This window comes from Streptomyces sp. CA-251387, assembly GCF_050936625.1.
Classification (GTDB): domain Bacteria; phylum Actinomycetota; class Actinomycetes; order Streptomycetales; family Streptomycetaceae; genus Streptomyces.
On the sequence record NZ_JBNJMJ010000001.1, the window covers coordinates 6,735,582 to 6,758,858 of the forward strand.

A 23,277-nucleotide genomic window follows, 5' to 3' on the forward strand; every position below is an offset into this window, starting at 1 on the left:
GTGCGACCAGGGACAGAAGGGGCGTAAGGGCAATGAAGGGCACTGTTGGTGAGCTCGGTGAGTTCGGGCTCATCAGGGAGCTCACCTCCCGTCTCACCACCACCCCGGCGGTTCGGGTCGGCCCCGGCGACGACGCCGCGGTGGTGGCCGCGCCCGACCGCAGGGTGGTCGCCAGCACCGACATCCTGCTGGAGGGGCGGCACTTCCGCCGCGACTGGTCCACGGCCTACGACGTCGGCCGCAAGGCAGCCGCGCAGAACCTCGCGGACATCGCCGCCATGGGCGCCGTACCGACCGCGTTGCTGCTCGGCCTGGTCGTGCCGGCCGAACTCCCGGTGACCTGGCCGAGCGAACTCATGGACGGCCTGCGCGACGAGTGCCAGGTCGCCGGTGCCTCGGTGGTCGGCGGTGACGTCGTACGGGGCGACACGATCATGGTGTCGATCACCGCGCTCGGCGATCTGCGCAACCAGGAGCCCGTGACGCGGGCGGGCGCGCAGCCCGGTGACCTCGTCGCCGTGACCGGCTGGCTGGGCTGGTCCGCGGCCGGATACGCCGTGCTCGCCCGCGGTTTCCGCTCGCCGCGGGCCTTCGTGGAGGCGCACCGGCGCCCCGAGCCGCCGTATCACGCGGGCCCGGCCGCCGCGGGGCTCGGCGCGACCGCGATGTGCGACGTGAGCGACGGACTGATCGCCGACCTCGGACACATCGCCGAGGCCAGCAAGGTGCGCATCGACATCCGCTCCGGCGCGATCGACATCCCGACCCAGATGAACGACATCGGGCAGGCCGTCGGCGTCGACCCCATGCAGTGGGTGCTGACCGGGGGAGAGGACCACGCGATCGTGGCGACCTTCCCGCCGGACGTGAAGCTCCCGGCCCGCTGGAAGGTCATCGGTGAGGTCCTCAACCCCTCGGCGCTGCCCCAGGTGACGGTGGACGGGGCGCCGTGGACCAAGAAGGGCGGCTGGGACCACTTCGGCGGGGACATCGAGTCATGATCCCCAATGTCCTTACGGTGGCGGGCTCCGACTCCGGCGGGGGTGCGGGCATTCAGGCCGACCTGAAGACGATGCTGGCGCTCGGCGTGCACGGCATGAGCGTCGTCACCGCGGTCACGGCCCAGAACTCCCTTGGCGTGCAGGGAGCCTGGGAGCTCCCGGTGGAGGCCGTGCGGGCGCAGTACCGCAGTGTCGTCGACGACATCGGCGTACAGGCGATCAAGACGGGGATGCTCGCCTCGGCCGAACTGGTCGAGACGGTCGCCGAGTTGATCGGCGGGACGGACGCACCGGCGGTGATCGACCCGGTGGGGGTCTCCAAGCACGGGGATCCGCTGCTCGCGGCTTCCGCGCTCGACTCGGTGCGTACGAAGCTGCTGCCCGTGGCGACCGTGGCGACACCGAACCTGGACGAGGTGGCGCAGCTGACGGGCGTACACGTCGAGGCGGAGGAGCAGCTGCGGGAGGCCGCGGCGGCCGTTCTGGCGTACGGGCCGCGGTGGGTGCTGATCAAGGGCGGTCATCTGCCCGGGGACGCCGTGGATCTCCTCACGGACGGCGCTGAGGAGCACTGGCTGCGGGCGCCCCGCCACGACAACCGGCACACGCACGGGACCGGATGCACGCTCGCCTCCGCGATCGCCTCCGGGCTCGCGAAGGGGCTGTCGGTGCCCGAGGCGGTGGCCGCGGCCAAGGAGTACGTCACCGGGGCGATCAAGGCCGGGTTCGCGCTCGGCGAGGGGATCGGGCCGGTGGACCACGGGTGGCGGTTCAGGACGCCTGAGCTTGGGCTCGATTGATCCTTTGCGTCCAGCAACAAGCCGGTAGGACAGCAACAAGCCGGGAGTACAGCAACAAGCCGGGAGTACAGCAAAAAGCCGGTCCACCGAGGTGGACCGGCTCAATGCAGCGAACCGGCAGTGGCCGCGCGCTCAGCTGAGCGTCAGCGCGAGACCTTGCCGGCCTTGATGCACGAGGTGCAAGCGTTCACGCGCTTCGGCGTCCCGCCGACCACGGTACGCACACGCTGGATGTTCGGGTTCCAGCGGCGGGACGTACGGCGGTGCGAGTGCGAGATGTTGTTGCCGAAGCCCGGCCCCTTGCCGCAGACGTCGCAGTTGGCAGCCACGGGTCACTCCAAAGACTTCAGATGCACTTACGGTTAATCCCGGCATGCCGGGATCGAGATCTAGGATCAGAGATCTGAGTGGCGTTGCCAGGGGAACGGCCCGATCTGCATCGGGCAACCGGAGCAGCATACAACGACTGCGCCAGCAGTACGAAACTACCATGGCTGCTCAGGGGCCCGCTCCCGGCCCTCTTCCGGCGGGCACCGGTCCTGGGTCTACGCTGCGTCCCACGTCCAGCAGTCCGAGGAGGCGCAGGTGGCGCAGGTGCCGCAGACATTCTTCGATGCTCTCGCGGTGCGCACCTGGTGCGGCCTCGCGCTGAAGTCCCTCGGTCGCGCGCGTGAGGAGATCGACGCGATCAACGTCTATCCCGTGGCCGACGGGGACACCGGGACGAACCTGTATCTGACGGTGGAGTCGGCGGTTGCGGCGGTGGAGGCCGTGTTCACCGCGTACGACGCGGGCCGGCCCACCCTGGCGGACGCCGCCCGCGCTATGGCGCACGGGGCGCTGATTGGCGCCAGGGGGAACTCCGGGACGATCCTCGCCCAGTTGCTGCGCGGCATGGCTCAGGTGCTCGCCACGGACGGTGAGACGGCTCACACCGACGGCTCCGGCCTCCGCCTCGCCCTGCGGAACGCGGCCGACTCGGCCCGCCAGGCCGTGGCCCATCCCGTCGAGGGCACAGTCCTTACGGTCGCCTCGGCCGCCGCGGACGCGGCCGGTGGGGCCGAGGGCGACGACTGCGGGGCCGTCGCGCGGGCGGCCTACGAGGGGGCGCGGGCGGCGCTGGCCGCGACGCCCGGGCAACTGGCGGTCCTTCAGCGCGCGGGAGTGGTCGACGCCGGTGGGCGGGGGCTGGTGGCGGTGCTGGGCGCGCTGGTGGAGACGTTCACGGGGGAGGCGGTCTCCGCGGTCTCCGCCGTTTCTGGGGTGCACGCGCGCGTGGAGGGTGGTTCGCACACGGCCCCTGTTGCCGGTGACAGCGACTCCCTCGCCGACGTCGAGGAGTGCACCGACGTGCTGCAGGCGGGTGGCCCCGCCTTCGAGGTGATCTACCTGCTGGAGGCCGAGGACGCGGCCGTGGCGCGGCTGCGGGAGCGGCTCGACGGCCTCGGGGACTCGCTGGTGATCGTCGGCGGCGACGGGCTGTGGAACGTGCACGTGCACGTCGATGACGCCGGGGCCGCCGTGGAAGCCGGGGTCGAGGCCGGGCGGCCGTACCGGATCCGGATCACCCACTTCGGCGCCGGTGATGTGCACACCACCGGTGGCGAGCGGCCGCCCCGGGAGCGGGCTCAGCGTGCCGTCGTGGCCGTCGTGCCCGGTGAGGGGCTGGACGGGCTGTACCGCGAGGCCGGCGCGACCACCGTCCTCGCGCGCCCCGGGGAGCCGCCCGCGAGTGGGGAACTCGTCGACGCCGTACGGCGTGCCCACGCGCGCGAGGTCGTGCTGCTGCCCAACGACGCCGAGCTGCGACACACCGCGGCCGCGGCGGCCGAGCAGGCCCGCGCGGAGGGCATCCGCGTGGCACTGATCCCGACCCGCTCGGCGGTCCAGGGCATCGCGGCGCTCGCCGTGCACGAGCCCGAGCGGCGCTTCGACGAGGACGTCGTGTCGATGACCTCGGCGGCCGGCGCGACCCGCTACGCCGAGGTCGCCGTCGCCGAGCGCCAGTCCTGGACCATGGCCGGCATCTGCCAGGCCGGTGATGTCCTCGGCCTCGTCGACGGCGACGTGGCCGTGATCGGCTCGGACGTCACGGCCACCGCGGAGGCCGTGCTCGACCGCATGCTCGCGGCCGGCGGCGAACTCGTCACCCTCGTCCTAGGCGACGATGCGCCCGAGGCGATCGCCGAGCACCTGGAGGCACGCGTGCGTGAGTCGTATCTCGCCGTCGACACGGTGGTGTACCGGGGCGGGCGGCAAGGGGCGCTGCTGCTGATCGGCGTGGAGTGAGCCGCGGGGCGTGAGTGCCGTCGAGTGAGCCGCGCCGCGTGAGTGCCGTGGAGTGAGCCGCGGGGCTTGCGTGCCGTCGAGTGAGCCGCGGGGCTTGAGCGCCTGGCACGGGCCCTGGGCGGGCCTCACTCCACGTCCTGCTCCTCCACCACCTGAAGCATCTGCCCGGCCTCCGCCCGCCGCTCCTGAGCCGCCTCGTCGCCCTCGTCGGCGCCGTCGTACACCGCCAGCACCGCACGCGCGTGTGCCGCTGCCCTGTCCGGGCGGCTCAGGTCGGCCTCCAGCCAGCCTGCCGCGAGTTCGGCTCCGGTACGGCTGTGCAGGGCGTCGTCGCCGAGGGAGGCGAACACCGTGACGGCTTCCGTCATCTGGGACAGCGCCTCCTCCAGGGCGGCCCGGATCGACTCGTCCTCGGCGTCCTCCGCGGCGGAACGGGCGAGCAGGTCGCCGAACTGCCGGTGAGTGTGACCGAGTTCGGCGGTGAGCCGCTGCCGGGCCTCCTCGTCGGCCGCCGCGTCGAGTGCCGCGGCGCACTCCCGGACCGCGCTCGCCATCAACTCGCACGCCCTGTCGTCCCGGTCCTCCACCCGCAACGCAAGCCACGCGCGGGCGCGCAAGGAGCGGACGAGGCCGTGGACGTTGCCGAGCTCGCGCCACAGGGTGCCCGCGCGCGTGTAGGCCCGGTCCGCCTCGGCGAGCAGACCGGCGTGGCCGAGGGACTCGGCGGCGAGGTGGGCGAGCGTGGCGTGGTCGTGCTGCTCGGGCCAGTGCCAGGCGATCTCGGCGGCCTGCAGCCGGCGTTCGGCCGCCGCGCGGTGTTCGCCGAGCTCGCTCAGGCAGTCCCCGAGCCACCACTGCGTCTGGACGACCGCCCCGTCGCCGTGCGTCTCGGCGGCCAGGTCCGGCAGCGCCGACTCCAGCACCTCGGCGGCCTCGGCGAACCGGCCCTGCCGCAGCAGGAACCCGCCGAGCTGCTGCCGCGCCCAGGCGCCCAGCGTGCGGCTCTCGCCCGCCTCGTCGGCCCAGTGCGCCGCCTGAAGAGCGTGTTCGGCGGCCTCCTCGGCCAGCCCCCTGCCACCGAGCACCTCGGCCAGCTGGAGGTGCAGCTGGGCCCGCCCCGGGGCCTCCAGATGCGGCCCGCCGTGCTCCAGGGCCGCCCGCAGCGCCCGCTCGGCCTCCGCCGTGTCGCCGAGATGGTGGGCGAGCCCGGCCAGCCGGGCCTCGTACTCCACCGCGAACCACGGCAGCCCCGCCCCGACGAACGCCGCCGAGGCCCGCGCGAACAGCTCCGCGGCCCCCTCCACGTCCCCGGTGAGCGCCGCCAGCTCCGCGAGCATCGCCTGCGCCTCCGCGGCCCGCGAGGCGAGCCGTACGTCGTCCCCGACGCGCCCGTCGACGAGCGCGAGCACCTCACGGGCGGCGGCCTCGGCGTCGGCGAGGACGGTGCTTCGGGAGGGACCGTGGGCCGGGAGCGCGGATGAGGGGGAGCGACCGGCGGGGAGCGCCTGCCCGTCGCCGCTCGGCAGCGCGCCGGAGCCGCCGCCGGGCGGCACGTCCCCCGCGGAGGGGCCGTCGTCCGGCATCGCGTCCTGGGACGGACCGTCGGCCCACCCCGCGTCCTCGGAGGTGCCGTCGCCCGGGCCCGCGTCCTCGGCCGCCTCCGCCGCCTCATGCACCCGCCGCATCAGGATCCGCGCCCGGCTCATCAGCACGGCCGCCGTCTGCCGCACACCGGTGCCGTCCTCGGCGTACAGCGCGAGGACCTGGTCGTACAGGCCGGCGATCGCAGTGAGGGCCTCCGCCACCTCGCCCGTGAGCGCGCGTACGTACGCTCCACGCGCGCGTGCCGCCACGGACTCCCCGGGGTCGCCCGCCTCCGCGTACAGCTCGGCGGCTTCCTCGAACAGGGGGATGCCCTCGGGGCCCAGGTCCATCGCCCGGTGGTCGGCGATCTCGGCGCGGTCGAGGGCGGCCAGCTCGACGCCCTCGGCGGCCCGGGAGACGGCCGCCCAGGCCTCGACGGCGTTCGGCTGCAGGGTGTCCGACAGCCGCCGTGCCTCGGCGAGCAGCGTGGGCAGGTCCGCCTCGGAGTTCTCGGGCACACCGGCCGGAGCCGCAGCAGGCGCCGCCACAACCGTGGGCCGTGCCGCCGTACGCACCCCCAGCGGCAGCCGCTCCACCAGCGGCCGCTGTTCCATCCGCGCGCGTGCCCGCTCGCTGATGTGCGCCGTGCCGTTGCGCTCGTCGAAGCGCGCCGCCAGCGCCAGGGCCTCCCCGCGCGCGTGGGCGGCGAGTTCGAGAGCGGTCCAGGCACGGCCCGCCGGACCGGGCACCTGCTGATCACCCAGCCCGAGCGCGGCCAGGCGCTCCATGAGCAGGGCCACGACCGTCATGAACTCCAGCTTGCTGCGCGGATGCCCGTCGTCCGTGAAGTACGCCGGCCGCTCCGCGAGCAGCTCCAGGCCCCGCGCCTCGTTGCCGGTCAGCGCGCAGAACTCCACGTGGTCGGCGTACGCGCCGCGCATGCTCTCCATGGGCCGCACGAGCCGGAAGCCCCGCAGATGGTTGGCTCGGGCCTCGTCCACGCGACCCAGGCGCAGCAGCGGCACCAGGGAGGAGGCGAGAACCGTGTGCGGCTCGTGGGCGCACGTGAACTCGCCCTCCAGGACCGGCCGCCACAGCTGGAGCGCCTCCGCGTGACGGCCCCGCTCCGCCTGCCACCAGCCCTGCCCGTGCAGCTCGCAGGCGGGGCAGTCGGCCATGCTGTCCCGGTCGGCGGCCAGCCAGGCGCCGTACGCCCGCTCGGCCCGCACCACGTCCCCGACATGCGCGGCCACACTGAACTCGGCGCTGCGCACCGCCCGTTCGGAGTGCCCGGCGAGCCGGTAGCGGTGCTCCATCTCGCCGAGCCACTTCTCGATCGACGTGAGCGGGATGTGCGGCTGGTCGAGCATGCCGGACGACATCCACTTGAAGACCCAGTGCAGCGAGTGCGTCTCGTACTCGTCGAAGTCCTCGGGGCGCTCGTCCCACATGCGCAGCAGACGCGCGAAGGGGACGAACATCTTGTCCTTCTCGGAGCTGTAGTTGTAAACCTTCAGCTGGTGTCCGAGCGCCTCGATCACGGCGAGCGGGATGTTCAGCTTCTCCGCCTCGGCGAGCAGCTGCTCCGCGCGCGCGTTGCGGGCGGGACCCTCCGGTTCGTCGGAGTTCTCCGCCAGCGCCCGGCGCAGCGAGTCGAAGTCCGTGATCCCGCTCATCGGCGGCCCTCCTCGCCGTTCGTGGCCCACTCCAGCAGACCGATGAAGGCCCGGTTCAGCAGCGCCGAGTCGGCGGGCCCGATCGGGCGCTGCGCCATCAGCAGCGCCTGCCCGTAGAGGGACTCGGTGGCCGTGCCGATCAGCTCCGGATCACCCAGGGAACTGATCCTCCGGATCAGTGGGTTCAGGTGGTTGAGCACGAGACGCGCGCGTGGAGCGCTGCCGCGCAGCGAGCCGAGGATGCCCGCCCACAGATCGTCGGCCTGCTCCTCCGCCTCCGCACGGGCCTGCTCGTGCCGAGCCGCCCGGTCGTCGAGGTGCAGCGCGGGCACGGACAGGGGATGGAAGGCGCGCAGTACGACGTCACAGCCCAGCGGGTCGAGCTTCGCCCGCGCGGCCGCCAGGAAGCCGGACAGGGCCAGCTCCTCGGCAGGATCGACGGAGTCCAGGTGCGCGGTCACGGTGTCTGTGTCCAGCTCGGCGACGACCGTCCCGGGCCGTACCGAAGGCAGCGCCTCGATGAGCTCGCTGTCGTACGTGTAACCGCCGTTGATCACCCCGACGCCCTGCGCGGACGCGATCGGCGCGACCTGCCGGTATTCCTCGACGGTCCGCGTGAAGTGCACCACCGGGTGCCGCTGCGCGAACTCCTCCAGGGACAGCCGCCCGTCGGTCGTCTCGAAGGGCAGCCACGGCAGCATCGTGCGCAGCATCTCCTTGTCGTGCCGCGCGAGGGACTTCACGCCCAGGTGGTGCACGTTCAGGAAGGCCGCCAGCCGTTCCGGATCACCGGCAGCCAGACCCGTCAGCCAGGACCGAATCCTTTCGCCCAGCGCTTCCCGTACGGCCGCCAGGGTCTCGTCCTCGTACAGCGCCTCGCGCGAGGCCGTGGGCCGCAGACTGTCCGTGTCGAGCACGCACCGCACGAAGAACGCCCAGTCGGGCAGCAGCTGTTCGGCCCGCTCGGTCAGCAGCATGCCCTTGAGGTGGACGCGGTGACCCGCCCGCTGGGCCGGGCTGACCGCCGAGGGAAGGACGTACGCCATGCCCCGGATCCCCGCGAGCGGCACGTCCAGCGCGATCGAGTCCAGCGGAGTGAAGCCGAACAGGTCGTGACAGTGCCGGGCCAGGGCCACCCTCCGGGTGGCGGGGGAGGGGTACGACCGGTCCCAGGGCGCCGGCAGGTCGGTGACCTCCTCGCCGCCGACCCGCACGTCGTACGGCAGCAGCGAGCCGAAGTCCCGCGCCAGCGCCAGGACCCGGTCCTCGGCCAGCCACTCGGCGGCACCGGCCCGCGCCACCAGGTGCACGGTGGTGCCCGGCTCGGGTCGGGCGTCGTCCGGCAGCGTCCGCACGGTGTACGAGCCGTCGTCCGTCGCCGTCCACTCCACGGGCGCCGCGTCCGGCGTACGGGCGCTGCGGCTGACCACCCGGATCCGCTCGGCGACCACGAAACAGGCCAGCAGACCGATGCCGAACTGCCCCAGGAAGTCGGACCGGGCCTCCTGCAGCCCCTCGGCACGCTTGGAGCTGCGCCCGATGGTCGCGAGGAGGTTGTGCACATCCGCTTCGGTGAGCCCGACCCCGGAGTCCTCGACCCGCAGGGCGCCCGACTCGGCGTACAGCCGGACCACGGCCGGCGCGCCCGGCTCCTCGGCGCGTCTGGCGGTGATGGCGTCGACGGCGTTCTGCAGCAGCTCGCGCAGATAGACCTTCGGGCTGGAGTAGAGGTGATGGGACAGCAGGTCCACCAGGCCGCGCAGGTCGACCTGGAACGTATGAGGTGACTGGGGCGGCTGAGGTGCCTGGGATGACTGTGAGGTCTGGGAGTCCATCGTCGCAGCGCCGTTGGGGGGACTTCGCGACGGCGCGGGGTCGGGCGGCCCCGGTGAGGCGGTGACCGCGGAAAGGATGGCCGGAGCGCGCCATCCTAGGGCCGGAACGAGCCGTCTGACCAGGGGTTTCCGGGACGTTTACCAGCGCGGCCACCGCAAGCTGTACGGCATTGTCAGTGCCGTGGTGTGGAATGGATCTCGTGCCCGCACTGGAAGAACCACTGAAGAAAGTGCTCGGCCCTCCCACCGCGAAGGTGATGGCCGAGCACCTCGGCCTGCACACCGTCGGCGACCTGCTGCACCACTACCCGCGCAGATACGAGGAGCGCGGGCAGCTCACCCACCTCGCCGACCTTCCCATGGACGAACACGTCACGGTGGTCGCCCAGGTCGCCGACGCCCGCCTGCACACCTTCGCCTCCACCAAGGCTCCCCGAGGCAAGGGCCAGCGCCTCGAAGTCACGATCACGGACGGCAGCGGCCGCCTCCAACTGGTCTTCTTCGGCAACGGCGTTCACAAGCCCCACAAGGAGCTCCTGCCGGGCACACGCGCGATGTTCGCGGGCAAGGTCTCCGTCTTCAACCGCCGCCTGCAACTGGCGCATCCGGCGTACGAGTTGCTGCGCGGCGAGTCGGACGAAACCGTGGAGACCTGGGCGGGCGCCCTGATCCCCATCTACCCGGCCACCGCCAAGCTGGAGTCCTGGAAGATCGGCAAGGCGATCCAGACGGTCCTCCCCAGCGCCCAGGAGGCCGTCGACCCCCTCCCGGACTCCCTCCGCGAGGGCCGGGGCCTGGTCTCCCTCCCCGAGGCGCTCCTCAAGATCCACCGCCCGCACACCAAGGCGGACATCGCCGATGCCCGGGACCGCCTCAAGTGGGACGAGGCCTTCGTACTCCAGGTCGCCCTCGCCCGCCGTCGCCACGCGGACGCCCAACTCCCGGCGGTCGCCCGCAAACCGAAGCCGGACGGCCTCCTGACGGCCTTCGACGACCGCCTGCCCTTCACTCTCACAGAAGGCCAGCAGAAGGTCTCGAAGGAGATCTTCGACGACCTGGCGACGGAGCATCCGATGCACCGGCTGCTCCAGGGAGAGGTCGGCAGTGGAAAAACCATGGTGGCCCTGCGCGCCATGCTCGCCGTGGTCGACGCGGGCGGGCAGGCCGCCATGCTCGCGCCCACCGAGGTCCTGGCCCAGCAGCACCACCGCTCCATCGTCGAGATGATGGGCGAGCTGGCCGAGGGCGGGATGCTGGGCGGCGCCGACCAGGCCACCAAGGTGGTCCTGCTGACCGGCTCCATGGGAGCCGCCGCCCGCCGCCAGGCGCTGCTCGACCTGGTCACCGGAGAAGCCGGGATCGTGATCGGCACACACGCGCTGATCGAGGACAAGGTTCAGTTCCACGACCTCGGCCTGGTCGTCGTGGACGAGCAGCACCGCTTCGGCGTCGAACAGCGCGACGCCCTGCGCGGCAAGGGCAAGCAGCCCCCGCATCTGCTCGTCATGACCGCGACCCCCATCCCGCGCACCGTCGCCATGACCGTCTTCGGCGACCTGGAGACCTCGGTCCTCGACCAGCTCCCGGCGGGCCGCTCGCCGATCGCCAGCCATGTCGTCCCGGCCGCCGACAAGCCCCACTTCCTGGCCCGCGCCTGGGAGCGGGTGCGCGAGGAGGTCGGAAACGGCCATCAGGCGTATGTCGTCTGCCCCCGCATCGGCGACGAGGAGGACGACCCCAAGAAGGCCGGCAAGCAGAAGTCCCCCGAGGACGAGGCCGAGAAGCGCCCACCGCTCGCGGTCCTGGACGTGGCGGACCAGCTCTCCAAGGGCCCGCTGAGCGGCCTCAAGGTCGAGGTGCTGCACGGCCGGATGCACCCCGACGACAAGGACGCCGTCATGCGCCGCTTCGCCGCCGGCGAGACCGACGTCCTGGTCGCCACGACGGTCATCGAGGTCGGCGTGAACGTACCCAACGCCACGGCAATGGTGATCATGGACGCCGACCGCTTCGGCGTCTCCCAGCTCCACCAGCTGCGCGGCCGCGTGGGCCGGGGCTCGGCGCCCGGCCTCTGCCTCCTGGTCACCGAGATGCCGGAGGCCAGCGCGGCCCGTCAGCGCCTGAACGCGGTCGCCTCCACCCTCGACGGCTTCGAACTGTCCCGCATCGACCTGGAGCAGCGCCGCGAGGGTGACGTCCTGGGCCAGGCCCAGTCGGGGGCGCGATCCAGTTTGCGGGTCCTGGCCGTCATCGAGGACGAGGAGATCATCGCCGAGGCGAGGGAGGAGGCGGCGGCGTTGGTGGCGGCAGATCCGGAGCTGACGGGATTTCCCGGCCTACGGACAGCCTTGGACGCCCTCTTGGACGAGGAAAGGGAGCAGTACTTGGAGAAGGGGTGAGGGAGACTCCCTCAGGGGCGCGGGGCTGCAATCCATATGCGGCTACCGTCGCGCGGGCACGACCAGCCACACTGAACCTGTAGACGCCCACAACCAAGGACCGAAGATGACCCGCGTGATCGCCGGCGCAGCCGGCGGACGCCGCCTGGCCGTCCCCCCGGGACACGGAACCCGCCCTACCTCCGACCGCGCCCGAGAAGGGCTGTTCTCCACCTGGCAGTCCCTCCTCGGAGGCCCTCTGGACGGCGAACGGGTCCTCGACCTGTACGCGGGATCAGGCGCCGTCGGCCTGGAGGCCCTGTCCCGCGGCGCCGGCCACACCCTCCTCGTCGAAGCCGACGCGCGAGCGGCCCGCGTCGTCCGCGAGAACGTCAAGGCTCTCGGCCTCCCCGGCGCCGAGGTGAGGGCGGGCAAAGCCGAACAGATCATCCAGTCACCGCCGCCGGCCGAGCCGTACGACCTCGTCTTCCTCGACCCGCCGTACCGAGTCACAGATCACGATCTTCGCGAGATTCTGCTCACACTCCGCTCAGGGGGCTGGCTCGCGCCGGAGGCGATCGTCACCGTGGAGCGCAGCACCAGAGGCGGCGAATTCAGATGGCCGGACGGCTTCGAGGCGATCCGGGCCCGTCGTTATGGCGAGGGAACGTTTTGGTACGGTCGCGCCGCCTCTACGTGCGAAGACGCACGATGACCGGACCGGAGAGCGAGGGATCACAAGTGCGCCGCGCCGTCTGTCCCGGGTCGTTCGACCCGATCACCAACGGACATCTCGACATCATTTCCCGAGCCTCCAGGCTGTATGACGAGGTCTATGTCGCCGTCATGATCAACAAGGCCAAGAAGGGCCTGTTCGAGGTCGACGAGCGGCTCGACCTGATCCGCCAGGTCACGGCCGAGTACGGGAACGTCCGGGTCGAGGCCTTCCACGGCCTCCTTGTCGACTTCTGCAAGCAGCGCGACATCCCGGCCATCGTCAAGGGCCTGCGCGCGGTCAGCGACTTCGACTACGAGCTGCAGATGGCTCAGATGAACAACGGCCTGTCGGGTGTGGAGACGCTCTTCGTGCCGACCAACCCCACCTACAGCTTCCTGTCCTCCTCCCTGGTCAAGGAGGTCGCCACCTGGGGCGGCGACGTCTCCCACCTGGTGCCCCCGGCGGTCCTCGAGGCCCTCAACAAACGCCTGCGCAAGGACTGATGGGGCTACAGTCGTCCCGTCCGTCTCCAATACAGCTGTAGAGAGTGGCGAGCACAGGTGGACGTGCAGAAGAAGCTCGACGAGATCGTGGCCGCGGTCTCCGGTGCCCGGTCGATGCCCATGTCGGCCTCGTGCGTGGTCAACCGCGCCGAACTGCTCTCGATGCTGGAAGAGGTCCGCGCGGCCCTGCCCGGCTCCCTCGCCCAGGCCCAGGAGCTGATCGGCGACCGTGAGCAGATGGTCGAGCAGGCCCGCCAGGAGGCCGAGCGCATCATCCAGTCCGCGCACGCCGAGCGCGGCTCCCTGATCTCCGACACCGAGGTCGCCCGCCGCTCCCAGGCCGAGGCCGACCGCATCCTCGCCGAGGCCCGCAAGGAGGCCGAGGAGATCCGCGCGGAGGCCGACGACTACGTCGACTCCAAGCTCGCCAACTTCGAGGTCGTCCTCACCAAGACCCTCGGCTCCGTCGGCCGCGGCCGCGAGAAGCTCCTCGGCACCGGCCCCGGCACCGACGAGCAGGGCTACGAGGACGAGGACGCCCCCGAGCGCAGCCACGACCCCGAGACCCTGCGCCGCACCGCCGACGAGTACGTCGACGTCAAGCTCGGCGCCTTCGAGGCGGTCCTGGCCAAGACCCTGGAGGCCGTCGGCCGCGGCCGCCAGAAGCTGCACGGCCGCATCGCCACCGACGATCTCGGCGCCCTCGCCGACGACACCAGCACCGTCCAGCACTCCAGCGACGCCGACTACCTCGCCGACCTCGCCGCACTCGCGGAGCAGGACGCCCCCGCAGCCGCCCCGGCCGAGCCGGCAGCGGCCGTACCGGCACAGCCGCAGTACGACCCGCAGACCGTGCAGCCGGCGTACGGCTACCAGCAGCAGACCGCCGATCCGTACGGCGGCTACCAGCAGACCTACGGCGGCCAGCAGGACCCGTACGGCTACCAGCAGGCCGACCCATATGCCTACCAGGGCTACGACCCCCAGCAGGCCGCCTACGAACCCAACCAGGCGGCCCACCAGGCTCAGCAGCCCCAGCAGCCCACCCAGGGCTACGCCCTCGACGAGACCAGCCTCTTCGACACCAGCATGATCAGTGCCGAGCAGCTGCGGGCCTACGAACAGGGGCGGGGCCAGTAGAGAGCCACCGGATTGGGCCGTGAGCGAAAGGTCCAGTATCCTGGCTCTTCGGTCGCGCGTACGTCCGCGATCAACGCTGCCCGGGAACACCGAAGGGCAGTGACCCCCTGAGCTCAGCAGATCGAAAGCAGGAATGGCGTGACAGCCCGCCTCGACCACCGCAACCCTCTCGTGTTCGACACGCACGAGCTGGGCCGGCGGCCCGGTGCGCTGCAGCGCCTGACCCGCGAGGTCGACGCTCCCAAGGACCTCGGTATCCAGGGAGTCGTCGGAGTGCCGGAAGGCGCCCCGGTGGAGCTCGAACTCCGGCTCGAGTCGGTCATGGAAGGGGTGCTTGTCACAGGCACCGCCCGTGCACAGGCCGAGGGGGAGTGCGTAAGGTGTCTGGAGCCGCTTCAGCTCGACGTCGAAGCGGACTTCCAGGAGATGTTCTCGTACCCTGACGCCGACGATCGGGGCCGTCACCACCACGGTGCGGAACCCGGCGACGACGCCGAGGACGACGAGGACAGGCTCTTTCTCGAGGACGGCCTGTTCGACCTCGAACCCGTGCTGCGCGATGCGGTAGTGCTCGCACTGCCGATGCAGCCGGTGTGCCAGGAAGACTGCCCAGGTCTGTGCGCCGAGTGCGGGGCACGCCTTGCGGACGACCCGGACCACCACCATGACGCCGTCGACATCCGTTGGGCGGCACTGCAGGGACTCGCCGGTTCGCTCGAACCCGGCGATAAGGACGAGATGAGCGGCGCCGAAGCGGGCGTCGACGAGAAGCAGGAGAAGTAGCCGTGGCTGTTCCGAAGCGGAAGATGTCGCGCAGCAACACGCGCCACCGCCGGTCGCAGTGGAAGGCTGCGGTCCCCACCCTGGTTGCGTGCGAGCGCTGCCACGAGCCCAAGCAGCAGCACATCGCGTGCCCGTCGTGCGGCACCTACAACAAGCGCCAGGTCCTCGAGGTCTGAGCGGCTGGTGAGAGGCACTGTGTCCACCCCGAAGAAGGCGGATGACGCCAAGGCGGACCCAAACGCCAGGAAGAAGGCGGACAACCAGGCCTCGTCCCACACGCTGTTGGAAGGGCGGCTCGGGTACAAGCTCGAGTCCGCCCTTCTGGTGCGTGCGCTGACGCACCGCTCTTACGCATACGAGAACGGCGGCCTGCCGACCAACGAGCGCCTGGAGTTCCTCGGGGACTCCGTCCTCGGCCTCGTGGTCACGGACACGCTGTACCGCACCCACCCCGACCTGCCCGAAGGCCAGCTGGCCAAGCTGCGGGCCGCGGTGGTCAACTCGCGTGCGCTGGCGGAGGTCGGCCGTGGGCTCGACCTGGGCTCCTTCATCCGGCTCGGCCGCGGTGAAGAGGGCACGGGCGGCCGGGACAAGGCGTCCATCCTTGCCGACACCCTGGAAGCGGTGATCGGCGCGGTCTATCTCGACCAGGGCCTGGACTCGGCGGCGGAGCTGGTGCACCGCCTGTTCGACCCCTTGATCGAGAAGTCCTCGAACCTCGGAGCCGGCCTGGACTGGAAGACCAGTCTCCAGGAGCTCACCGCGACCGAAGGCCTCGGTGTCCCCGAGTACCTGGTCACGGAGACCGGCCCCGACCACGAGAAGACCTTCACTGCTGCTGCCCGCGTCGGAGGCGTCTCGTACGGCACCGGCACCGGCCGCAGCAAGAAGGAGGCGGAGCAGCAGGCCGCCGAGTCCGCATGGCGGTCCATCCGGGCCGCGGCGGACGAGCGCGCCAAGAAGGCGGCAGCCGATGCCGCCGAGTCCGACGCCGACACGTCGTCGGCCTCCGCCTGACCGAACAGCGCGATCCGAGCGCCCGTCCCTCCGGGGGCGGGCGCTCGGCTCATACCCTCAACAGTGAGAGCACGGGGAGTACGGGGGAGCCATGCCCGAGTTGCCCGAGGTCGAGGTCGTCCGGCGCGGTCTGGAGCGGTGGGTCGCCCACCGCACGGTCGCCGACGCCGAGGTGCTGCACCCGCGTGCCGTGCGTCGTCACATCGCGGGCGCGGACGACTTCGCGCACCGCCTCAAGGGCCACCGCATCGGCACGCCGAGCCGCCGCGGCAAGTACCTGTGGCTGCCCCTGGAGGACACGAACCAGTCGATCCTGGCCCACCTCGGCATGAGCGGCCAGCTGCTGGTGCAGCCGCACACCGCGCCCGACGAGAAGCACCTCAGGATCCGGGTGCGCTTCGCGGACGCCCTCGGCACCGAACTGCGCTTCGTCGACCAACGCACCTTCGGCGGCCTGTCGTTGCACGACAACACCCCGGACGGCCTGCCCGACGTCATCGCGCACATCGCCCGCGACCCCCTCGACGAGCTCTTCGACGACGAGGCCTTCCACCAGGCCCTGCGCCGCAAGCGCACGACCATCAAACGGGCCCTGCTCGACCAGTCGTTGATCAGCGGCGTCGGCAACATCTACGCGGACGAGGCCCTTTGGCGCGCCCGCCTCCACTACGACCGCCCGACCGCGACCTTCACCCGCCCGCGCACCCTCGAACTCCTGGGCCACACAAGGGACGTGATGAACGCAGCCCTCGCGGTGGGCGGCACCAGCTTCGACAGCCTGTACGTCAACGTCAACGGCGAGTCGGGGTACTTCGACCGGTCACTGGACGCGTACGGCCGTGAAGGCCTGCCGTGCAAGCGCTGCGGCACGCCGATGCGCCGCCGGCCCTGGATGAACCGGTCCAGCTACTTCTGCCCGAAGTGTCAGAGGGCGCCGCGCGTCTCGTCGTAGCGCCGGCGTGCTTCCAGTACGTCGTCCATCTGCCCCTCCACGAAGTGGATGAGGTTCAGCAGCCGCTCGGCGACCCCACGCCCCAGTGGCGTCAGCTCGTAGTCCACGCGGGGCGGATTGGTCGGCTGTGCGTCGCGGTGCACCAGGCCGTCGCGCTCCAGGGCGTGCAGCGTCTGGGACAGCATCTTCTCGCTGACGCCGTCGACGCGACGGCGCAGCTCGTTGAAGCGCAGCGAGCCCTCGTACAGGGCGCCGAGCGTCAGTCCGCCCCAGCGGCCCGTGACGTGCTCCAGCGTGCCGCGCGAGGGGCAGGCCTTGGCGAACACGTTGTACGGGAGGTCCTGCGCCTCCGTGCGCTCCTGCATGGTGTCCATACCTCAAGCGTACTCCAGCACAGCGCTAACTGGTAGTTGGCGCTAACTTATCGTTAGCCATCGGATGGCTGCGAAAGACGAAGTACGAAAGCGGTCGCCGCGGAGGGGCAGATGAACGGCGAGGGGCTCCCACCCGGTCACCGGATGGGAGCCCCTCGCCGTTGCGTGCGTCTAGTACCCGAAGTCCTGCGTCCACCAGGGCCCGCCGGCGCCGAAGTGCACACCGACGCCCAGCGTCTTGAAGTCGCAGTTCAGGATGTTGGCCTTGTGGCCCGGGCTGTTCATCCAGGCCTCCATCACCGCGGCCGCGTCGGCCTGGCCGCGGGCTATGTTCTCGCCGCCGAGGTCGGTGATGCCGGCCTTCGCGGCCCGGTCCCACGGGGACGCCCCGGTCGGGTCGGTGTGGTCGAAGAAGCCCCGCTCGGCCATGTCCTCGCTGAAGTCCTGGGCCAGGTCGGCCAGCGCGCTGTTGGCGGAGACCGGGCTGCAGCCCACCTGGGCGCGCTCGTCGTTGACCAGCTTCAGCACCTCGGCCGCGGCGGCGGCCTCCGCGGACACCACCACGGGAGCGCTGGTCTTCTCCTTCTCCGGCGCCTTCGTGGCCGTACGCGAAGGGGTCTCCTTCGGCTTCTTGCTGGGCGTGGCCGACGGCTTCTTCGACGGGGTCTTCGTCGGCGCGGCGGACGACGTCGACGGGGACGGCGAAGCGGGCCGGTCGACATCGCGGCTCGTCGCGGAGCCGTCGTCATGGCTCTCGGCGCTGCCGGACGTGCCGCCCTGCTCGCTGGGTGAGTTCGTCGGGGTGTCGGCGGCCTGCACCTTGTCCGTGCCGCTGCCCCCGCCGAGCTGGTAGTTGTCGATGCCGGGCACCACGCCCGCGGCCACCGCGACCGTACCCAGGGCGACCGCCGCGGAGACACCGAGCAGCCCGGTCTTCACCGGCGCCACGGCCTTCTTCTTGCGGCGGCGGTGCGAGCCGTTCCCGGGGCGCCGGGAGCCGGCGTCCGGAGTGAAGCCGTCGCTCGCGAAGGCCGCGGTGTCGCCGCGGAAGTCGAAGTCGGCGTCGGGCGGAAACGTCGTGGGATCGGTGAACGAGTCGTAGTCGTCGTCCGTAGCGAAGAGGTAGGCGTCACTCCTCGCGTAGGCCTCGGCGTACGCCTCGGGGTTCAGATAGGGGGCGATGCCCATGGTGGGGCGCTCGCCCGTGTACGAGTGCAGCGGGTCGTGGCCCTCCGTATAGGAGCCGTCCGTATGTGTGACCCCCGTGGCGCGGCCCCTGGCGGCGCGGCCGGCGGCGGAGCGTCGGTGGCGTCCCATGTTCTGGCCTTCCTCGTCCGTGCGTGGTCTCAACGTCCTCACAGAACTCACACGATCGAGTGAGTTTCATATGAGATTCATTGGGTGGGGACGGTACCGCATGGCGCCAGGGGAGGAAGTGCCCCGAGAGACATTGGCCCGTTAGGTTGCACTCATGAGCGAGGATGTACGGCTGGTCGCCTGGGTGCGTGGACGCGTCCAAGGTGTGGGTTTTCGCTGGTTCACGCGGGCCAAGGCGCTCGAGATCGGCGACCTGAGTGGTTTTGCTCTCAATTTGGCCGACGGCCGGGTCCAGGTGGTCGCGGAGGGCCCGCGGGAGGGCTGTGAGGGACTTCTGGACTGGCTTCAGGGGGACGACACGCCCGGGCACGTGGACGGTGTCACCGAGATCTGGGACACACCTCGCGGGGGTTACGACGGCTTCGCCATCCGCTGAGCCGGTTCTGTAAAACGGCCCTGGCGCAAGCGCGGGGATCTGCCACCGGCAACTGCCCCCAGCAGAAATGAGCAGGTGGTTGCCAAGAACCCGGTTGCAGTGGCAGGCTCCGGGCGAAAGGATGATCGCCACGCCCCGAGGGCCCGCAGGAGTCGCAGCGCCGCCGCTTTTCGGCCGCGCGCCCCCGGGTTGCCCGCCAATACGGGGCGTGATCGTGTTGACCGTCAAACTTTTTGGTGAGACGCTGAAAGCCCCGCGCACCTTAGCTGTTTGGCATGGCTGAACGGCAGCACAACTCCAGGCCTGCCAAGCAACCGCGGGTGCGAATCCCTCACGACCCACACCGCATCGGTCGGTCACTCAGTGTGGAGGACCATCCATCATGGCAAAGGCGCTTCTCGGTTACGTCGGCGGCTCCGACCCTCGACTCCTCGCCGAGATGCGACGGCTCCAGCAGCGTGTCCAGGACCTGGAATCCGAGCTCGTACGGATCCAGGCGGAGAAGGACGCCCTGCAGGCTGCCGCTTCTCACGACAGGATCATGGAGAGCATCGACGCACACCAGGCGGAGCCTGCGCTCACCTGATCGCTGCATCGCTCCACGACAGCACAAGCAGTGGTTGGGCTGCCCGTATCAACCGCTAAGTTGTCAACGGCTGGCCAGTCAGCCGTCGGAAGTTGCAAGGGACGCTTCGGCGTCCCTTCTTTCTTGCCCCCGGCTTAATGCCCCGCGCATCCTTTCACCCTCTTTAACGTCTGGTGTGCCCTGCACGTTCACTGGTGAAACCGTGGGTTCATGGAGCGAGACACCCCCGGAAGGTAGAGTCCAGCGGCGTGCACCTCAAGGCCCTGACCCTCCGAGGGTTCAAGTCGTTCGCCTCGGCGACCACGCTCCGGTTCGAGCCGGGGATCACGTGTGTCGTCGGCCCGAACGGCTCGGGCAAGTCCAATGTCGTGGACGCGCTCAGCTGGGTCATGGGTGAGCAGGGCGCGAAGTCGCTGCGCGGCGGCAAGATGGAGGACGTCATCTTCGCCGGCACCACCGGCCGCCCGCCGCTGGGCCGCGCCGAGGTGTCGCTGACCATCGACAACTCCGATGGCGCGCTGCCCATCGAGTACTCCGAGGTCACCATCACGCGGATCATGTTCCGCAACGGCGGCAGCGAGTACCAGATCAACGGCGACACCTGCCGCCTGCTCGACATCCAGGAGCTCCTGTCCGACTCCGGCATCGGCCGCGAGATGCACGTCATCGTCGGCCAGGGCCAGCTCGACTCCGTCCTGCACGCCGACCCCATGGGCCGCCGCGCCTTCATCGAGGAGGCCGCGGGCGTCCTCAAGCACCGCAAGCGCAAGGAGAAGGCCCTCCGCAAACTGGACGCGATGCAGGCCAACCTCGCGCGCGTGCAAGACCTGACGGACGAACTGCGCAGACAGCTGAAGCCGCTGGGCCGCCAGGCGGCCGTGGCGCGCAGGGCCGCCGTCATCCAGGCCGACCTGCGCGACGCCCGGCTGCGCCTCCTCGCCGACGATCTCGTACGGCTCCGGGAGGCGCTCCAGGCCGAGATCGCCGACGAGGCCGCGCTGAAGGAACGCAAGGAAGCCGCCGAGCAGGAGCTGAAGAAGGCCCTGCAGCGCGAGGCGCTCCTGGAGGACGAGGTACGGCAGCTCACGCCGCGCCTCCAGCGCGCCCAGCAGACCTGGTACGAGCTGTCCCAGCTCGCCGAGCGGGTGCGCGGCACGATCTCGCTGGCCGACGCACGCGTGAAGAGTGCGACCTCCGCGCCGCCCGAGGAGCGCCGGGGCCGCGACCCCGAGGACATGGAGCGCGAGGCCGCCCGGATCCGCGAGCAGGAGGCCGAGCTGGAAGCGGCCCTGGAAGCGGCCGAGCGGGCTCTTGAGGACACGGTCGCCCACCGTGCCGAACTGGAGCGGGAGCTCGCCCAGGAGGAGCGCCGCCTGAAGGACGTGGCCCGTGCCATCGCCGACCGCCGCGAGGGGCTCGCCCGGCTGAACGGCCAGGTCAACGCGGCCCGCTCGCGTGCGGCTGCCGCCCAGTCCGAGATAGAGCGCCTGGCCGCCGCGCGGGACGAGGCCCAGGAGCGGGCCTTCGCCGCGCAGGAGGAGTACGAGGCCCTGAAGGCCGAGGTGGACGGCCTGGACGCCGGTGACGCGGAACTGGCCGAGCAGCACGAGGCGGCGAAGGCCGCGCTGTCCGAGGCGGAGGCCGCGCTGACGGCTGCCCGTGAGGCGGCCACCGCGGCGGAACGCAAACGCGCCGCGACCCAGGCCCGCCACGAGACGCTGGCGCTGGGCCTGCGCCGCAAGGACGGCACCGGGGCGCTGCTCGGTGCGAAGGACCGCCTCACGGGGCTGCTGGGTCCGGCGGCGGAGCTGCTGACCGTCACTCCGGGCTACGAGGTTCCGCTGGCTGCCGCCTTCGGTGCGGCGGCGGACGCGATCGCGGTGACGTCGCCGTCCGCCGCGGCGGACGCGATCAGGCTGCTGCGCAAGCAGGACGCCGGCCGAGCGGCACTGCTCCTCGCCGGCGAGGACACGTCCCCAAGCGGCGCGGGGCTGTGTCTGACGTGCGGCTGCCGCCGCGTGGGCGCGACCAGCCACGACGAACACGCAGACGCCCGACTGGCTGGCGCGGCACCCCCCAGTGGGCGCCTCGCAGCCGACTTGGTTCGCGGCCCCTCCGACCTCATGCCTGCCGTTCGCCGCCTCCTCCACGGCATCGTCGTCGTAGGCACTCTCGAAGACGCCGAGGACCTCGTCTACGCCCACCCCGACCTCACCGCCGTGACCGCCGAAGGTGACCTCCTCGGCGCCCACTTCGCCCACGGCGGCTCCGCAGGCGCCCCCAGCCTCCTCGAAGTACAGGCCTCCGTGGACGAGGCCGCCGCCGAGCTGGAAGAGCTGGCCGTCCGCTGCGAAGAACTCACCGAGGCCCAGCACGCGGCTGCCGAGCGCCGCAAGGCATCTGCCGCGCTGGTCGAGGAGCTGGGGGAGCGTCGCCGCTCCGCCGACCGGGAGAAGTCCGCCGTGGCCCAGCAGCTCGGGCGGCTCGCAGGCCAGGCAAGGGGCGCGGCGGGTGAAGCGGAGCGCTCCGTCGCCGCCGCCGCACGCGCGCAGGAGGCGCTGGACAAGGCCCTCCAGGAGGTCGAGGAGCTGGCAGAGCGGCTCGCCGTGGCCGAGGAGATGCCGATCGAGGAGGAGCCGGACACGTCGGTACGGGACCGTCTCGCGGCCGACGGGGCCAACGCCCGCCAGACCGAGATGGAGGCCCGCCTCCAGGTCCGTACGCACGAAGAACGCGTCAAGGGACTCGCCGGCCGCGCCGACTCCCTCGACCGCGCCGCCCGAGCGGAGCGAGACGCACGCGCGCGTGCCGAGCAGCGGCGGGCGCGGCTGCGGCACGAGGCGGCCGTCGCGGAAGCCGTGGCCTCCGGTGCACGCCAGCTCCTCGCGCACGTCGAGGTCTCCCTCGCCCGCGCCGACGAGGAGCGCACCGCCGCCGAGGCCGCCAAGGCCCGCCGCGAGCAGGAACTCACCGTCGCCCGGAACCAGGGCCGCGACCTCAAGGCAGAGCTCGACAAGCTCACCGACTCCGTGCACCGTGGCGAGGTCCTCGGCGCCGAGAAGCGGCTGCGGATCGAGCAGCTGGAGACCAAGGCGCTGGAGGAGCTGGGCGTGGAGCCCGCCGGGCTCGTCTCCGAGTACGGCCCCCACCAGCTCGTACCGCCCTCCCTGGCCGCCGAGGGCGAGCAGCTTCCGGACGACCCCGAGCACCCCCGCAACCAGCCCAAGCCCTTCGTCCGGGCCGAGCAGGAGAAGCGGCTCAAGGCGGCCGAGCGGGCCTACCAGCAGCTGGGCAAGGTCAATCCGCTCGCGCTGGAGGAGTTCGCCGCGCTGGAGGAACGGCACAAGTTCCTCAGCGAGCAGCTGGAGGACCTGAAGAAGACCCGCGCCGACCTGCTCCAGGTCGTCAAGGAGGTCGACGAGCGCGTCGAGCAGGTCTTCACGGAGGCCTACCGGGACACAGCCCGGGAGTTCGAAGGCGTGTTCAGCCGGCTGTTCCCGGGGGGTGAGGGGCGGCTGATCCTGACCGATCCCGACAACATGCTCACCACGGGTGTCGACGTCGAGGCCCGCCCGCCCGGCAAGAAGGTCAAGCGGCTCAGCCTGCTGTCCGGTGGCGAGCGCTCGCTGACCGCCGTCGCCATGCTGGTGTCGATCTTCAAGGCCCGGCCCAGCCCGTTCTATGTGATGGACGAGGTCGAGGCCGCCCTCGACGACACCAACCTGCAGCGGCTCATCCGCATCATGCAGGAGCTGCAGGAGGCGTCGCAGCTGATCGTCATCACCCACCAGAAGCGCACGATGGAGGTCGCCGACGCGCTGTACGGCGTCTCCATGCAGGGTGACGGCGTGTCGAAGGTCATCAGCCAGCGGCTGCGTTGACGCCGGT

19 protein-coding genes are annotated in these 23,277 nt (G+C 71.3%); 14 read left to right on the forward strand and 5 right to left on the reverse strand.

The annotated features are described in order from the left end of the window. The first annotated feature begins 32 nt into the window (after positions 1-32). Positions 33-1,001 carry a thiamine-phosphate kinase gene (locus tag ACQEV2_RS30310; protein ID WP_093910064.1) on the forward strand — a complete coding sequence of 323 codons (969 nt, stop codon included), beginning with the start codon at positions 33-35 and terminating at the stop codon, positions 999-1,001. Then, positions 998-1,801: a bifunctional hydroxymethylpyrimidine kinase/phosphomethylpyrimidine kinase gene (gene thiD / locus ACQEV2_RS30315; RefSeq protein ID WP_433048350.1), complete on the forward strand. Its 804-nt coding sequence runs from the start codon at positions 998-1,000 to the stop codon at positions 1,799-1,801. The genes ACQEV2_RS30310 and thiD overlap by 4 nt, the downstream gene beginning before the upstream one ends. Before the next feature lie 143 nt (positions 1,802-1,944). Here thiD and rpmB read toward each other — a convergent pair whose 3' ends face one another. Further along, a complete protein-coding gene (gene rpmB, locus ACQEV2_RS30320) occupies positions 1,945-2,130 on the reverse strand; it encodes a 50S ribosomal protein L28 (protein WP_003993230.1) in 186 nt (61 codons plus the stop codon). A gap of 256 nt (positions 2,131-2,386) precedes the next feature. Here rpmB and ACQEV2_RS30325 point away from each other — a divergent pair, with 256 nt between their 5' ends. Then, a complete protein-coding gene (locus tag ACQEV2_RS30325; protein ID WP_433048353.1) occupies positions 2,387-4,090 on the forward strand; it encodes a DAK2 domain-containing protein in 1,704 nt (567 codons plus the stop codon). A 125-nt stretch (positions 4,091-4,215) separates the two neighbouring features. Here ACQEV2_RS30325 and ACQEV2_RS30330 read toward each other — a convergent pair whose 3' ends face one another. Together ACQEV2_RS30330 and ACQEV2_RS30335 are read right to left on the reverse strand one after the other, a co-directional pair. Beyond that, entirely contained in the window at positions 4,216-7,350 is a 3,135-nt protein-coding gene (locus tag ACQEV2_RS30330; RefSeq protein ID WP_433048356.1) for a tetratricopeptide repeat protein, read from the reverse strand. After that, on the reverse strand, positions 7,347-9,185 hold the full coding sequence (locus ACQEV2_RS30335; protein ID WP_433048359.1) for an HSP90 family protein: 1,839 nt from the start codon (positions 9,183-9,185) through the stop codon (positions 7,347-7,349). Before ACQEV2_RS30335 ends, ACQEV2_RS30330 begins: the two co-directional genes overlap by 4 nt. A 191-nt stretch (positions 9,186-9,376) precedes the next feature. Between ACQEV2_RS30335 and recG the strand changes: the two genes are divergently transcribed. From recG to mutM, 8 genes are all read left to right on the forward strand, one after another. After that, entirely contained in the window at positions 9,377-11,584 is a 2,208-nt protein-coding gene (recG, locus tag ACQEV2_RS30340; RefSeq protein ID WP_433048362.1) for an ATP-dependent DNA helicase RecG, read from the forward strand. A 106-nt stretch (positions 11,585-11,690) separates the two neighbouring features. Next, entirely contained in the window at positions 11,691-12,278 is a 588-nt protein-coding gene (gene rsmD / locus ACQEV2_RS30345) for a 16S rRNA (guanine(966)-N(2))-methyltransferase RsmD (RefSeq protein ID WP_433048365.1), read from the forward strand. A 26-nt stretch (positions 12,279-12,304) separates the two neighbouring features. After that, a complete protein-coding gene (gene coaD, locus ACQEV2_RS30350; protein ID WP_433048368.1) occupies positions 12,305-12,784 on the forward strand; it encodes a pantetheine-phosphate adenylyltransferase in 480 nt (159 codons plus the stop codon). A 57-nt stretch (positions 12,785-12,841) separates the two neighbouring features. Then, entirely contained in the window at positions 12,842-13,924 is a 1,083-nt protein-coding gene (locus ACQEV2_RS30355) for an ATP synthase F0 subunit B (RefSeq protein WP_433048371.1), read from the forward strand. A 138-nt stretch (positions 13,925-14,062) separates the two neighbouring features. Next, positions 14,063-14,707, forward strand: a complete 645-nt coding sequence (locus ACQEV2_RS30360; protein WP_433048374.1) for a YceD family protein — start codon at positions 14,063-14,065, stop codon at positions 14,705-14,707. Between the two features lie 2 nt (positions 14,708-14,709). Then, a complete protein-coding gene (rpmF, locus tag ACQEV2_RS30365; protein ID WP_003951102.1) occupies positions 14,710-14,883 on the forward strand; it encodes a 50S ribosomal protein L32 in 174 nt (57 codons plus the stop codon). A gap of 7 nt (positions 14,884-14,890) precedes the next feature. Beyond that, entirely contained in the window at positions 14,891-15,724 is an 834-nt protein-coding gene (gene rnc / locus ACQEV2_RS30370; protein ID WP_433048377.1) for a ribonuclease III, read from the forward strand. A gap of 91 nt (positions 15,725-15,815) precedes the next feature. Next, positions 15,816-16,676, forward strand: coding sequence for a bifunctional DNA-formamidopyrimidine glycosylase/DNA-(apurinic or apyrimidinic site) lyase (gene mutM / locus ACQEV2_RS30375; RefSeq protein WP_433048380.1), 861 nt, complete (start codon positions 15,816-15,818; stop codon positions 16,674-16,676). On the opposite strand, the gene ACQEV2_RS30380 is transcribed toward mutM, so the two are convergent. Further along, positions 16,649-17,050 (reverse strand): winged helix-turn-helix transcriptional regulator, encoded by a 402-nt coding sequence (locus ACQEV2_RS30380; RefSeq protein ID WP_433048383.1) that lies wholly within the window; start codon positions 17,048-17,050, stop codon positions 16,649-16,651. The two genes, mutM and ACQEV2_RS30380, sit on opposite strands and share 28 nt — an antisense overlap. A 171-nt stretch (positions 17,051-17,221) precedes the next feature. Beyond that, positions 17,222-18,367: a CAP domain-containing protein gene (locus ACQEV2_RS30385; protein WP_433048386.1), complete on the reverse strand. Its 1,146-nt coding sequence runs from the start codon at positions 18,365-18,367 to the stop codon at positions 17,222-17,224. Between the two features lie 154 nt (positions 18,368-18,521). On the opposite strand from ACQEV2_RS30385, the gene ACQEV2_RS30390 reads away from it, so the two are divergent. The 3 genes from ACQEV2_RS30390 to smc all read left to right on the forward strand — a co-directional run bounded on the left by ACQEV2_RS30390 (position 18,522) and on the right by smc (position 23,270). Next, positions 18,522-18,803: an acylphosphatase gene (locus ACQEV2_RS30390; protein WP_433048389.1), complete on the forward strand. Its 282-nt coding sequence runs from the start codon at positions 18,522-18,524 to the stop codon at positions 18,801-18,803. A gap of 382 nt (positions 18,804-19,185) precedes the next feature. Further along, complete coding sequence (locus ACQEV2_RS30395) at positions 19,186-19,389, forward strand: hypothetical protein (RefSeq protein ID WP_031485142.1); 204 nt, start codon at positions 19,186-19,188, stop codon at positions 19,387-19,389. 248 nt (positions 19,390-19,637) lie between these two features. After that, positions 19,638-23,270 (forward strand): chromosome segregation protein SMC, encoded by a 3,633-nt coding sequence (gene smc / locus ACQEV2_RS30400; RefSeq protein WP_433048392.1) that lies wholly within the window; start codon positions 19,638-19,640, stop codon positions 23,268-23,270. Positions 23,271-23,277 lie beyond the last annotated feature (7 nt).